Annotated in this window: 12 protein-coding genes; 8 read left to right on the forward strand and 4 right to left on the reverse strand. The window is 71.4% G+C overall.

All coding sequences use genetic code 11. The features are described 5' to 3' along the window. Nucleotides 1–60: 60 nt before the first annotated feature. The 3 genes from recF to dnaA form a co-directional block, all read right to left on the reverse strand. Complete coding sequence (recF, locus tag RCG67_RS00900; protein WP_368824417.1) at nucleotides 61–1,278, reverse strand: DNA replication/repair protein RecF; 1,218 nt, start codon at nucleotides 1,276–1,278, stop codon at nucleotides 61–63. Between the two features lie 36 nt (nucleotides 1,279–1,314). Then, nucleotides 1,315–2,439 carry a DNA polymerase III subunit beta gene (dnaN, locus tag RCG67_RS00905; RefSeq protein ID WP_058873293.1) on the reverse strand — a complete coding sequence of 375 codons (1,125 nt, stop codon included), beginning with the start codon at nucleotides 2,437–2,439 and terminating at the stop codon, nucleotides 1,315–1,317. Nucleotides 2,440–3,067: 628 nt separating this feature from the next. Next, nucleotides 3,068–4,651 carry a chromosomal replication initiator protein DnaA gene (gene dnaA / locus RCG67_RS00910; RefSeq protein ID WP_438612628.1) on the reverse strand — a complete coding sequence of 528 codons (1,584 nt, stop codon included), beginning with the start codon at nucleotides 4,649–4,651 and terminating at the stop codon, nucleotides 3,068–3,070. Nucleotides 4,652–5,309: 658 nt separating this feature from the next. On the opposite strand from dnaA, the gene rpmH reads away from it, so the two are divergent. From rpmH to RCG67_RS00950, 8 genes are all read left to right on the forward strand, one after another. After that, the gene (gene rpmH, locus RCG67_RS00915) at nucleotides 5,310–5,447 is read left to right on the forward strand and encodes a 50S ribosomal protein L34 (RefSeq protein ID WP_019181680.1); all 138 of its coding nucleotides are present in this window, start codon (nucleotides 5,310–5,312) and stop codon (nucleotides 5,445–5,447) included. Nucleotides 5,448–5,549: 102 nt separating this feature from the next. Further along, on the forward strand, nucleotides 5,550–5,963 hold the full coding sequence (gene rnpA, locus RCG67_RS00920; protein ID WP_058873292.1) for a ribonuclease P protein component: 414 nt from the start codon (nucleotides 5,550–5,552) through the stop codon (nucleotides 5,961–5,963). Further along, complete coding sequence (gene yidD, locus RCG67_RS00925) at nucleotides 5,960–6,400, forward strand: membrane protein insertion efficiency factor YidD (RefSeq protein WP_368824418.1); 441 nt, start codon at nucleotides 5,960–5,962, stop codon at nucleotides 6,398–6,400. Before rnpA ends, yidD begins: the two co-directional genes overlap by 4 nt. Then, nucleotides 6,397–7,383 (forward strand): membrane protein insertase YidC, encoded by a 987-nt coding sequence (gene yidC / locus RCG67_RS00930; protein ID WP_368824419.1) that lies wholly within the window; start codon nucleotides 6,397–6,399, stop codon nucleotides 7,381–7,383. Before yidD ends, yidC begins: the two co-directional genes overlap by 4 nt. A gap of 85 nt (nucleotides 7,384–7,468) precedes the next feature. Further along, entirely contained in the window at nucleotides 7,469–8,128 is a 660-nt protein-coding gene (locus RCG67_RS00935) for a Jag family protein (protein ID WP_368824420.1), read from the forward strand. Continuing rightward, nucleotides 8,128–8,799 (forward strand): 16S rRNA (guanine(527)-N(7))-methyltransferase RsmG, encoded by a 672-nt coding sequence (rsmG, locus tag RCG67_RS00940; protein WP_368824421.1) that lies wholly within the window; start codon nucleotides 8,128–8,130, stop codon nucleotides 8,797–8,799. Before RCG67_RS00935 ends, rsmG begins: the two co-directional genes overlap by 1 nt. Before the next feature lie 324 nt (nucleotides 8,800–9,123). Then, on the forward strand, nucleotides 9,124–10,020 hold the full coding sequence (locus RCG67_RS00945; RefSeq protein ID WP_368824422.1) for a ParA family protein: 897 nt from the start codon (nucleotides 9,124–9,126) through the stop codon (nucleotides 10,018–10,020). A 674-nt stretch (nucleotides 10,021–10,694) separates the two neighbouring features. Next, nucleotides 10,695–12,023 (forward strand): ParB/RepB/Spo0J family partition protein, encoded by a 1,329-nt coding sequence (locus RCG67_RS00950; RefSeq protein ID WP_438612629.1) that lies wholly within the window; start codon nucleotides 10,695–10,697, stop codon nucleotides 12,021–12,023. A gap of 88 nt (nucleotides 12,024–12,111) precedes the next feature. Here the strand turns inward: RCG67_RS00950 and RCG67_RS00955 are convergent, their stop codons facing one another. Further along, nucleotides 12,112–13,320 (reverse strand): peptidoglycan-binding protein, encoded by a 1,209-nt coding sequence (locus RCG67_RS00955; protein WP_368824424.1) that lies wholly within the window; start codon nucleotides 13,318–13,320, stop codon nucleotides 12,112–12,114. Between the last annotated feature and the right edge of the window lie 65 nt (nucleotides 13,321–13,385).

A 13,385-nucleotide genomic window follows, 5' to 3' on the forward strand; every position in this document is an offset into this window, starting at 1 on the left:
AGCCGGGCGGCCCCCCGGGCTCCCGGACCGGGCGTCCGCCCTCCTCGCGCGGCGGCCGGATCACGACGACGCCTCCTCCGGCTCCGGGCCGGTGCCGGCGGGCGCCGGCTCGTCGTCCCGGACGGCGGTGCCGGGGCCCACCCGGACCACGTCGTGCGGGCCCGCGACGAGCTCGGCCGGCAGGTCCTCCTCGACCGCGGCGGTCACGAGCACCTGCTCCGCGGAGGCCACGATCGCGGCGAGGCGGCTGCGGCGGCGGGCGTCGAGCTCCGCGAACACGTCGTCCAGGACGAGGATCGGCGCCGCGCCCTCCGCGGGGTCGTCCGCGAGGTGCACGTACCAGGAGCCGAGCCGGAGGGCCAGGGCGTAGGACCAGGTCTCGCCGTGCGAGGCGTAGCCGCGCGCCGGGGCCTCGCCGAGCAGCAGCTCGAGCTCGTCGCGGTGCGGGCCCACGAGGGTCAGCCCCCGCTCGAGCTCCCGCTGCTCCGCGGCCGCGCACGCGTCGAGGACCAGCTGGTGGAGATCCGCCGGGCTGAAGCCGCGCAGCCGCTCGGCGTCCCCGGCCGCGCTCTCGGGCAGCACCGAGGAGACGTAGCGCAGCGTCGTCGCCTTGCTCCCGTCCGTGAGCTGGCCGTAGGCGGTCGCGACCTGGGGGGCCAGGGCGTCGATGAGCTGCAGGCGCGCGTGCAGGATGGCCGCCCCGGCGCGGGCGAACTGGTCGTTCCAGGCGGCCAGCGTCGACCGCTGGACGTCCGTGAACCGGCCGCTCCGGCGGGCGGACTTCAGCAGCGCGTTGCGCTGCCTGAGCACCTTCTCGTAGTCGGCGAGGGTGCCCGCGAGGACGGGGCGCATGGACTTCGCCAGGTCGTCGAGGAAACGCCTCCGGTGGGAGGGGTCGCCCTTCACCAGGGACAGGTCCTCCGGCGAGAACAGCACGGTCCGCACGATGCCGAGCGCGTCCCGCGCCCGCACCGGGGAGGCCCGGTTGATGCGCACCCGGTTGGCCCGGCCGTCGTTGAGCTCGAGCTCCAGAACGGTCTGCTGAGCGCCCCGCCGCACCCGGACGCGGACGATCGCGCGCTCGGCGCCGAAGCGGATCAGCGGTCCGTCGGAGGACACCCGGTGGGAGGACAGGCCGGCCGTGTAGTCCAGGGCCTCGACGATGTTCGTCTTGCCCACGCCGTTCGGCCCCAGGAACACCGTGGTCCCGGGAGCGAGACGTATGTCCAGGTGGGCATACGTCCGGTAGTCGAGCAGTGAGAGGTGGTCGACGAACACGCCGGGATCAGCAGCTTCCGGTTCCGGGCCGGCCGGTCACTGGCTGGGGAGCCGCACCGGCATCAGCAGGTACTTGTAGTCGTCCTTGTCCTCGCCCTCCGGCTCTGCCTGGGCGGAGAGCACGGCCGGCTTGGGCGGGGCGGTGAACGAGAACCGGACGTAGTCGGAGTCGAAGGCGTGCAGGCCCTCGGACAGGTACGTCGGGTTGAAGGCCACGGTGATGTCGTCGCCGGTGAGGTGCGCGTCGAGGACCTCCGAGGCCTGGGCGTCCTCGCCGGTCCCGGCGTCCAGGGCCACCTGCCCCTGGGTGAAGGCCAGGCGCACGGGGGTGTTGCGCTCGGCCACGAGCGAGACGCGCCGGACGGCCTCGACGAGCTCGGTGGTGCGCACCGCCGCGGTGATCGGGGTGTGCTCCGGGAACAGCGAGCGGATCTTGGGGTACTCGCCGTCGATGAGCAGGCTCGTGGTGCGGCGGCCGCCGGACTCGAAGCCGACAAGCTCCGCGGAGTCGGACAGCGCGATGTTGATGTCGCCGGCCGGGCCGAGGGTCTTGGCGATGTCGTTGAGCGTGCGGGCCTTGATCAGGGCGGCCGTCGAGATGTCCTGGGCGCTGGGCCGCCAGGTGAGCTCGCGCATCGCGAGCCGGTAGCGGTCCGTGGCGAGCAGCGTCATCTTCTCGCCCTCGATCTCCACCCGGACGCCGGTGAGGATCGGCAGGGTGTCGTCCTTGCTCGCGGCGATGTTGACCTGGGCCACGGCGTGGGCGAACTCGTCGCCGGCCACCACGCCGGAGACGTCCGGCAGCGCGGGGAGCTCGGGGTAGTCGCCCACGGGCATGGCCGCGAGGTTGAACCGGGAGGACCGGCAGGTCAGGGTCACCTTGCCCTCGTCGGCGTGCACCTCGACCGGGGCGGAGGGCAGGGAGCGGCAGATGTCCGCGAGCAGACGGCCGGAGACGAGGGTGGTGCCCTCCTCCTGGACGTCGGCGCTGATCGACAGCCGTGCCGAGATCTCGTAGTCGAAGCTCGCGATGGACAGCGAGCCGCCCTCCGCACGGATGAGCAGACCGGACAGCACGGGGACCGGGGGCCGAGGAGAGAGGGACCGCGCGGTCCAGGTGACGGCCTCGGCGAGAACATCGCGTTCGACGGAGAACTTCACGAGAGGTTGCTGCCTTTCAGTGTGAGCCAGGAGGGCGGAGCCAGGGTTCCGCAGGAACCGGTGCCGGCTGCGCCGCCAGGTGCAGCGGTGCGGACGGGGTCTTCGCCCTCTGCATCGTATCGGTCCGTTTCACGGGACGGCCATTCGGCCGTGCCGTGGCGACGTTCTTGTGGTTCGGCCGTCCGGAACGGCCCGGACGGGGTCGGAGCTCCAGGATTCTTGTTGTTTGGCCGGATCTCTCTTTAAGGACGGGAGTGTTAATAACCGCTGTGGAATCTGTGGACAACTGCCTCTCGGCCAGCTCCCGGGCGGCGGGAGCCTGTTGAGTTCCTGTGGTTCGCGGACCACAGGAAAGACGGGTGCCGGTGGACGAGATCCGCGCGTTTCCGCGGGTTCCACAGCCCTCCCCCGACTTGTACCGAGGTTCTCCACCGCTCGGAGCGGGAATTCCACAATTTTATCCACAGGTGTGGGTTCTGTCCTGTGCACAGGCGCTCCACAAGGGCGGATCTCCTGTGCAGAACGGTCCTCCCCGGCCCGGGATGCCGCGGCCCGGGCCTGTGGACGAACTACACGAAAAAGGCCCGGCGGGAGTCCGCCGGGCCCGTGCAGAGGTGAAAAGGGTGTCTCAGCCCTCGCGCTGCTGCTGCTTGATCCGGTTGGTGAGCTCGGTGACCTGGTTGAAGATCTGCCGGCGCTCGGCCATCAGCGTGCGGATCTTGCGGTCCGCGTGCATCACCGTGGTGTGGTCCCGCCCGCCGAGCTCCTGGCCGATCTTCGGCAGGGACATGTCCGTGAGCTCGCGCAGCAGGTACATCGCGATCTGCCGGGCGGTGACCAGGGTGCGGGTGCGGGACTTGCTCTTGAGCTCCTCGAGGCTGATGTCGAAGTAGACCGCGGTCTGGGCCAGGATCGAGGCGGCGGTGATCTCCTGCGCCCCGTCGTCGGTGATGAGGTCCTTGAGCACCAGCTCGGCCAGGGGCAGGTCCACCGACTGCTTGTTCAGCGAGGCGAACGCGGTGACGCGGATCAGGGCGCCCTCGAGCTCGCGGATGTTGGTGGAGATGTGGGAGGCGATGTACTCGAGCACGTCGTCGGGGGCGTCCATGCCCTCGCTGGTGGCCTTCTTGCGCAGGATCGCGATGCGGGTCTCGAGCTCCGGCGGCTGCACGTCGGTGATCAGTCCCCACTCGAAGCGCGAGCGCATCCGCTCGGCGAAGCCGGTGAGCTGCTTGGGCGGCATGTCGGAGGTGATCACGATCTGCTTCTCGTGGTTGTGCAGCGCGTTGAAGGTGTGGAAGAACTCCTCCTGCGTGTGCTCCTTGCCCGCGAGGAACTGGATGTCGTCGATCAGCAGCATGTCCACGTTGCGGTAGATCTCCTTGAAGGAGGAGCCCTCGTCGTCGCGGATCGAGTTGATGAAGTCGTTGGTGAACTCCTCCGAGTTCACGTACCGCACCCGCACCTGCGGGTAGAGGCGCTTGGCGTAGTGGCCGATCGCGTGGAGCAGGTGGGTCTTGCCCAGGCCGGACTCCCCGTAGATGAAGAGGGGGTTGTAGGCCTTGGCCGGCGTCTCGGCCACCGCGAACGCCGCGGCGTGGGCGAACCGGTTGGACTGGCCGATCACGAACGAGTCGAAGACGTACTTCGGGTTCAGCCGTGCGGAGCTGTCCCACTCCCCCACCACGGCCGGGGCGGTGCCGGTGTCCTGCACGGGCCGGCGGGGCGGGGCGGCCTGCGGGTCCCGCGGCGGGGGCAGGGTCCGGTCGGCGGTGCCCAGGCCGGAGCGGGGCGCCGGCTCCGCGGCCGGAGCCGGGAGCCCCACGGGCAGCTGGTCGAGGCCCGCCGTCCGCCGGTCGACGCCCACCGTGTCGGCGGTGTCGGCGTGGTCGGCCCGGGCGGGCAGATCGGTGCGGTTGCGCTCCGCCTCGAGCTCGCCGATCGGGGGCAGCGCCGCGGTGGGCGCCGCCGCGCCGGGCTCCGGCGCGGGAGCGGTCTCGAGATCGGCGTCCACGACGAAGGCCACGAGCGTCTCGGGGCTGAAGGCGCGGCCCACCGAGGACCGCAGCACGGACGCCATCTGGTTCTGGAAGAACTCGCGGGTCAGCTCGTTGGGGACCGCGACGAGCAGCGTGGTGCCGATGAGGCCCTGGGGCTGGGCCAGGGAGATGAACCCCCGGTACCGCCCCGTGGTCATGGGGTCCTCGTACATGTACTGCACGCATTCCGCCCACTGCGCACTGAGCGCCTGATTGTCCTGCGTGCCCACACGTACTCCTGCTGTCGTCGAGATGTCGTCGGGATGACGAGGCGGTGGACGGATCGTCCCGGCCCCTCGGCGGGGATCCTGTCCACAGCGTTGTTCACAACGGTGGAAAAGCTGTCGGGGGCCAGCCGCGAGTGCCAGCCTAGAACATGCGTCAGACCAGTTCATAGCCGTTTTCCGGGCCCCCCGGGAACTACAGTCGTGTAGTTCGAGCCCTGATCCGCGCCGTTCCGCGGCGGGGGCCGGACCAGTTTTCCACAGGATGTGAGAAAGATCCGTGCACAGCTGTGGGTAGGATGTGCACTGCACAGCGGCACCGGGCGTCCCGGAGGCCGTTCCAGCACCGAACAGCTCCCGATACCGCGTTCTCCCCGGCAGTCCCGCTCCTCGCGATCCGGCGCCGGGGCCTGTGGCCACCCACCGCGGATTTGACCGGCCCCTGCCCGTTGTCTAGGGTGAGACAGTCTTTTGTGTCCACCGTCATGCCCATCCGCATGCTCGGACGCATCCACCAGCACCGCTGTGACCGTCCGTCTCGTCCGCCCCGAACCCGGTGCGGCGAGCACGAGGACGGGCGCACACCCTGACGCCTTTGGAGTAACCAGTGAGCAAGCGGACTTTTCAGCCGAATAACCGCCGTCGCGCCAAGAAGCACGGCTTCCGTGCCCGGATGCGCACCCGCGCCGGTCGCGCCATCCTCGCCGCCCGCCGCAGCAAGGGCCGCACCGAGCTCTCCGCCTGAGCCGGCCCGTGTCGGCGCCGGCGCTCCCGACGACCGCCCCGCGACGGGCGGTCGTCGTCGTGCCGGAGCCGCCTGAACGGCCGGCCCGGCAGGAGCGGGACCGTGCTGCCTGACCAGCACCGGATCCGGACCTCGGTCCAGTTCTCGGCCACCACGCGTTCCGGCGCCCGCAACGGGCGCCGGAACGTCGTCGTCTATGTGCGTCCCACCGACGAGGGCGCACCGGCCCGGTTCGGGTTCGTCGTCTCGAAGGCCGTGGGCAACGCCGTGCGCCGCAACAAGGTCAAGCGGCGCCTCCGGGAGCTCGCCCAGACCACGGTCAGGCAGGCGCCGTACGGTTACGACGTCGTGGTGCGCGCGCTGCCGCCCGCCTCGCGCGCGGACTGGGCGGAGCTGGCCGCCGACTACGCGAAGGCGTGGCGGACGGCCTCCGCGCGGGCCGGGCTCCCCGGGGCCGCCGGGGCGAGCACCACCGCAGAAGACCGACGACCCGCACGGGAGGAGCCGGAGTCATGAGCGAGCACGCTCACGCGCCCGAGGATCTCCTCGCGGCGGCTCCTCACGAGTTCGTCCGCCCGGCCTCGGCGTGGCAGGTCCTCTGGTTCCTGCCGCAGAACGCGCTCATCGCGGGCCTCAAGCTCTACCGGACCATCGTCTCCCCCCTGTACGGGGACGTCTGCCGGTACTTCCCCTCCTGCTCGGCCTACGCGCTCGAGTCGGTCACGGTGCACGGCGCCGTGCGCGGCCTGGGCCTCAGCGTCCGCAGGCTCCTCCGCTGCCACCCCTGGGCGGCGGGTGGGATCGACAGGGTCCCGGACGGCGGCCGGGTCTTCCCCGACTTCGCGGCCCTGCCCCGGATCGTCCTGCTGAACCATCCCACCCTTGCCGAGCGCCACCAGCACCACCCCGCCGGGGACACCGGTCCCGCGGCCCAAGGAGAGCCTTCCCCATGAACCTGTTCGAAATGATCCTCTTCCCCTTCAGGTGGGTCGTCTCCGCCGTGCTGTGGGTGTTCCACGAGCTGCTCACCGCCATCGGGATGGACCCCGCCGCCGGCATCACCTGGGTGCTGTGCATCGTGGGCCTGACCCTGGTCATGCGCACGCTGACCATCCCGCTGTTCCTCAAGCAGATCAAGTCCATGCGCGGCATGCAGGAGCTGCAGCCGGAGATGGCGAAGCTGCAGGCCAAGTACAAGGGCAAGAAGGACCAGCTGTCCCGGCAGGCCATGGCCCAGGAGCAGATGGAGCTGTACAAGAGCCACGGCTCCAACCCGTTCTCCGCCTGCCTGCCCATCCTGGTGCAGATGCCGATCTTCTTCGGCTTGTTCCAGGTCCTCAACGGTGTGCCGGGCTCCGCGGCGGCGGGCGAGGGAGTGCACGTCCTGGACGCCGCGACCGTGGAGTCCTTCAACGAGGCGACCTTCTTCGGCGCCCCGCTGTTCTCCACGCTGCTCAACCCGGGCGACGGCAACCACGTGGCCACGATCCTCCTGGCGATCGTGATGATCATCGCGATGTCCGCCTCGCAGTTCTTCACGCAGAAGCAGCTGACGGCCAAGAACATGAGCGAGACCGCCAAGGCCTCCCCCATGTACCGCCAGCAGCAGATGATGCTGTACCTGTTCCCCCTGGTCTTCGCGATCGGCGGCATCAACTTCCCCATCGGCGTCCTCATCTACTGGACCGTCTCCAACCTCTGGTCCATGGGCCAGCAGTGGTGGGTCATCCGCAACAACCCCACGCCGGGTTCGCAGGCCGAGCAGGAGCTCAACGAGCGCCGCGCCGCCAAGGGTCTCCCCCCGCTCGGCAAGACCCAGGAGGAGCACGAGGCCGAGATCGAGGAGCAGCGCGCCCGCGCCGCCGCGGGGCAGCGTCAGCAGCCCGTCGGCAAGAAGCGCCAGAAGCAGCAGGCGAAGCGCAAACAGGCACGATGACCCCCGCCGGTCGATCCGGCTCGACCCCCGCCCCGCACGGGACCGGCGCGACCGGCCCCGTGCTTCCACGGCCCCAGGAGACGACATGACCGACATCCGGCAGACCACCCAGGACGCCGACGACGTGCAGCACCCCGTGCCGGCCGACGACGCCGAGCGCGGCGCGCGGACGGAGACCGCGTCCGCGCAGGAGCCGGCGGCGCAGGACGCCGGCCGGCCGGAGGCCGTGCAGGAGTCCGGCGGCCGCGGCGCCGAGGACGGCGCCTCGGCCGACCCGCTCGAGGAGGAGGGCGAGATCGCCGCCGACTACCTCGAGGAGCTGCTCGACACGGCCGACCTCGACGGCGACATCGACATCGAGGTCCGCGACGGCCGCACCTACCTGTCGGTCGTGGCCGACGGGGACGACGACGAAGGACTCGCGGTGCTGGTCGGCGCGGACGGGGAGGTCCTCGAGGCCCTCCAGGAGCTGCTGCGGCTCGCCGTCCTCGCCGCCACCGACCGCCGGTCCCGGCTCGTCCTCGACATCGGCGGCTACCGCCGCCGCCGGGCGGGCGAGCTCCAGGACCTGGCGCTCTCCGCCGTGCGCGAGGCCCGGCAGACCGGGGAGCGCGTGCACCTCGATCCGCTCTCGGCCTACGAGCGCAAGATCGTGCACGACGTGGTCGCCGAGCAGGGGCTCGTCAGCGAGTCCGAGGGCGAGGGGGCGGCACGGCACATCGTCGTGTCCGTCCCGCAGGGCTGATGTCCGAGGACCAGCGACCCTCCCCCGCCCCGCAGGACCCGCCGCTCCCGGACGCCCGGGAGCGGCACGCCGCCGAGCGGCTGTTCGGCGAGCGGCTGCCGCTGGCGGAGCGCTACGTGGCGCACCTGGCGTCCTCGGGCATCGTCCGGGGGCTCATCGGCCCGCGTGAGGTGCCGCGGCTCTGGAGCCGCCACGTGCTCAACTGCGCCGTGGTGGAGGAGTGCATCCCGCGGGACGCCCGGGTGGCGGACGTGGGCTCGGGCGCCGGACTGCCCGGACTCTGCCTCGCCCTGGCGCGCCCCGATCTGCGGATCACGCTCATCGAGCCGCTGGAGCGACGGGTCCAGTGGCTGGACGAGGTCGTGGCCGACCTGGGGCTCAGCAACGTGCGGGTGCTGCGCGCCCGGGCGGAGCAGGCCAAGGAGGAGGTCGGCGAGGTGGACGTGGTCACGGCCCGGGCGGTCTCGGCGCTGGTGGGCCTCGTGGACATCACCCTGCCGCTGCTGCGGGGCACGGGCGAGCTCCTCGCCCTCAAGGGGCGGTCCGCGGCGGACGAGGTGCGCAGGGCGCAGAAGAAGCTGGACCGGCTGGGCGCGCGGTCCACGGAGATCGTGGCGGCCGGGCGGGAACTGCTCGAGGAGCCGACCACGGTGGTCCGGGTCCGGCTCTGACGCGGCGCCGCCGGCGACGTCCGGCGGCGGCGGTAGGCTGGGCGGAGTGTGCCACGGGCGGGGCGCCGAGCTCGGCCCCGGGTCGAGCGCTTCCTGACCTGCGGTGCGGCCCCAGGCACCTCTCCCCCGCGGGAGACGTGCTCCGACGGAACGAGTTCGAGACGAACCGGGAAGGTGCGCAGTCAGATGCCGATCGACGACGGCGCGGGAAGCCCCCGAGGCTTCGACGCCGAGTTTCCCCCCGATCCGCTTGATCAATCGATCAAGGTTGTTCCGGACCGGGGTACTCGTGTTTCACGTGAAACGGACGGACAGCTGCCCAAGATGACCACAACGATGGCGGAGGACACGCCGCTGGGGAGGAAGCTCGTGGAGGAGACCAGGCGACGCGCCAGGCTGAAGAAGGTCCAGCTGGAGAAGCCCGCCGCAACGCGGATCTTCACGATCAGCAATCAGAAGGGCGGGGTCGGCAAGACCAGCACGTCGGTGAACCTCGCCGTGGCGCTGGCGCGGCAGGGCCAGAACGTGCTCGTGATCGACAACGATCCCCAGGGGAACGCGTCGACCGCTCTCGGCGTGGAGCACAGCTCCGAGGTCGACAGCACCTACGACGTCCTCATCGACGAGATGCCCATCGCCGACGTGGTGAAGCCCTCCGCCGAGGCGGAGAACCTGTGGGTGGTCCCCGCCACCATCGACCTGGCCGGCGCGGAGATCGAGCTCGTCTCCATGGTCGCGCGCGAGCACCGGCTCCGCCGTGCGATCGAGGCCTACGCCGGCCAGCGGGAGACGGACGGCCTGCCGCGGCTGGACTACGTCTTCATCGACTGCCCGCCGAGCCTCGGACTGCTCACCCTCAACGCGTTCGTCGCGGCCACCGAGGTGCTCATCCCCATCCAGTGCGAGTACTACGCGCTCGAGGGGCTCAGCCAGCTGCTGAAGAACATCGAGATGATCCAGAAGCACCTGAACCCGGAGCTGTCCGTCTCGACCATCCTGCTGACCATGTACGACGGCCGCACCAACCTCGCCTCCCAGGTGGCCGACGAGGTGCGCAACCACTTCCCCGCGGAGGTCCTGGAGACCATGATCCCCCGGTCGGTGCGTATCTCCGAGGCGCCCAGCTACCAGCAGAGCGTGATCAGCTACGACCCGAGTTCGACGGGCGCCCTGTCCTACCTGGAGGCCGCCGCCGAGATCGCCCAGCGACCCCAGCGCTGACCGGGTCCACCCGGCGCCTCCCCGCCCGACGCCCGTCTCCCTCCGGAGACGGGCGTCGTGCTGTCCCCGGACGGGACCGCGGGCATCGCGTCGTTCCACGTGAAACGGCACGCGGGCCCGTGCTGCTCCGCTAGAATTGTCCGGATTGCCGGGCGAAGGAGAGGAACACCGTGAGCGAACGACGACGTGGTCTGGGCCGAGGACTGGGGGCACTCATCCCGAGCGCACCCGCGGCGGAGACCGCAGGGCGGGAGGAACCGGACGCCAGCACTCCCCCGACCCCGCCGCCCGGCTCCGAGCACACTCCGTCCAACGGCGGGACGACGCGCGTTTCACGTGGAACACGCCAGACCGGGACTGCGCCGCTCCCGGAGGACATCTCCCCCGCGGACGCCGGCACGGCGAACGAGGACCCGGGGCCGGGAGAACCCCCCCGCCGGGCGAGCAACGGCTCGGCGAAGAGCGGCACCCGGAAGCCGGCCTCCGCGGAACAGGAGCAGTCCCCCGGGGACGGGGTGCCGGAGCCGACCGAGTCGGCAGACACTCCGAAGCGGAGGGCAACGGGAGCGCGCGGGCGGACGGTCAGTCCGGCGGCGCGGCAGAAGGCCATGAAAGCACGGATGGACATGGGCGAGGCCCTGCGCAACACCACGCTCGTGAGTCGGCCGTCCGACATGTTCTTCCTGCCGTCCGGCACCACGCCGGAGGGCGACGGCGCCGCAGCGGCACCTGCCGGTCCGACGTCGGAGAGCGAGACCGCGACGGAGACGGCGGCCACCGAGGTTCCGGCCGAGACTGCCGGCACGGACGCCCCGGCGGATGTTTCACGTGGAACGACCGCGTCCGCCGACCAGGCCGCCGGTCGGCAGAGCCCGCCACGACGTTCCCGTGCGGAGAATGGCGGCACGGATCGCTCGACCTCGGAGACCCCGGCTGAACGCGAGCCCTATTCGACCTCCGGCGCCGCGGAGAGCCCGGCCGGGACCGTACCCGGAGACGCGGGCGCCGAGGCACCGGGCACCCCGACCTCCAGCGGTGCCACGGAACCGACAGGCCCGACAAACTTGACGAACCCGCAGCACGCGACCGGCTCGGCGGAGAGCGAGTCGGCGTCGTCCGGCCGGACCCGGAACGAGCACGTTTCACGTGAAACGGACGCAGGGGCCGAGGAGCTGGCCGCCGTGCCCGGGGCCACCTTCGCGGAGATCCCCGTCGGCTCGATACACCCCAACCGCAAGCAGCCGCGTCAGGTGTTCGACGAGGAGGAGCTCGCGGAGCTGGCGTACTCGATCGCCGAGCTGGGCGTGCTGCAGCCCATCGTGGTGCGCTCGAGCCGTGAGGACGGCGAACAGTCCTACGAGCTCGTGATGGGCGAGCGCCGCTGGCGTGCCACTCAGCGTGCCGGCCTGACCACCATCCCGGCGATCGTGCGCGAGACGGCGGACGACGAGCTCCTGCGGGACGCCCTGCTCGAGAACCTGCACCGCAGCCAGCTGAACCCCCTCGAGGAGGCCGCCGCCTACCAGCAGCTCCTGGAGGAGTTCGGCACCACGCAGGAGGAGCTGTCCCGCCGCATCGGCCGCTCTCGCCCGCAGATCAGCAACACGATCCGCCTGCTCCGGCTGCCGCCCCTCGTCCAGCGCCGGGTCGCGGCCGGTGTGCTCTCATCAGGACACGCGCGGGCCCTGCTCTCCCTTGCGGACCCCGCGGAGATGGAACGGCTCGCGCAGCGGATCGTGGCCGAGGGCCTCTCCGTGCGCGCCACGGAGGAGGCGGTCCAGCTGGCGGGAGCGGGGGAGCGCAAGCCGCAGCGGACGCCGGCCCCGGCCGGACGGCACAAGGAGCGGCTGGACTACATCGCGGACGCCTTCTCGGACCGGCTGGACACGAGCGTGCGGATCGCGCTGGGCGCGCGCAAGGGGAAGATGACCATCGAGTTCGCCTCGGTGGAGGACCTGAACCGCATCATCGAGGTGCTGGATCCGGGGATCGAGCGCAGCTAGCTCGCTCCGCGGACGCCAGAGCCCCGATGTTCCACGTGGAACATCGGGGCTCTCGCACACGGTGGCGGCCCGCCGGGGGGAGCCTGCGTCAGCGCCCGTTGTACTCGGCGACGTCGTCCACGCTCATGGTGCCGGTGGGGACGTCGTCCTCGGCCAGCAGGAACATCCGCTGCAGCCCGAAGACGACCGCCTCGGCCAGGTGGCTCCGGTGCTCGGGGTCGCCGAGGGCCGCACGATCGGCAGGGTTCGAGAGATACCCCAGGTCGAGCCAGATGGTGGGCGCGTCCTGGGACCTCAGCAGGTCCCACTGCCGGGCGTGCGTGCCGAGGTCGAGGGCTCCGGTGCGGGCCACCATCTCCTTGAGCACGAGCACCGCGGCCCGCTCGCCGATGGGGGAGTAGATCTCGGAACGGTCCTGCTCGCCCCAGTAGTACGAGGCCACTCCGCCGGCGGACGGGGAGGCGTTCCAGTCGCAGTGCAGGGTGACCACCACGGAGTCCGACCGGCCCCCGGCGACGACCTCGCGGGCCGAGGCGGCGGTCCGCACCGGCTCGCCGCGGCGGTCGCGGAGGTCCCGGCCGGGGGAGACGACCACGGGGTCGGCGCCGATCTCGCGCAGGAGCTCGAAGGCGCGGAGGGCCACGTCACGGGTGACCCCGTCGGCGCGCTCCCGGAAGTCCGCGGCGGCGGAGGCGGGCGGCTGCTGCCCGGCGGCGCCGGAGGGGACGAGCACCACGGAACGGCCGTGCAGGGCGGAGGTGGCCCGCTCGAGGCGGTGGTACTCGCGCAGCGAGAAGGCCTTGGAGGAGGTGATGTTCTTGTTGATCCGGGCCAGGGCCGCGATGGTCTCCCGGTCCACCACGCCGGTGGCCGGGAGGCCGAGGCTCTGCTGGAGCTCCGTGACCGCGTGGTGCGTGCTGCTGCTGAAGACGCCGTTGAGGTGCCCGTAGTAGAAACCCAACCGGGAGAGGTTGTGCTGCAGCTGGCTGACGTCGTCGCCCCGGAGCGGACGGTCGTCGTCCGCGTAGAGCGGCCGGTCACCGAGGGCGTACTGCGCCTCGTTGAGGCACCGGTCCGTCTCCGGGCCCACCAGGCCGTCGACGATCAGCCCGCGCTCCTGCTGGAACGCGCGCACGGCGGCGTCGACGTGGTCGTCGAAGTAGGAGGGGTTGTTGACGTCCTGCGGCGCGAGATAGGCCACGGTGACGCCGGCCCGCAGCAGTCGTTCCCGCAGGCTCACCACCCGCCGGCTCGTCATGGTCCGGCGCAGCATCGGTTCGGTCTCGTCGTTGTTCACGGGTGTCCCACGGGTCGGAAGAATCGGCAGGGTGCCGGCACGACGGCTCGTCCGCCCCTCCCCAG

This window comes from Kocuria cellulosilytica, from assembly GCF_040981245.1.
Taxonomy (GTDB): domain Bacteria; phylum Actinomycetota; class Actinomycetes; order Actinomycetales; family Micrococcaceae; genus Kocuria; species Kocuria cellulosilytica.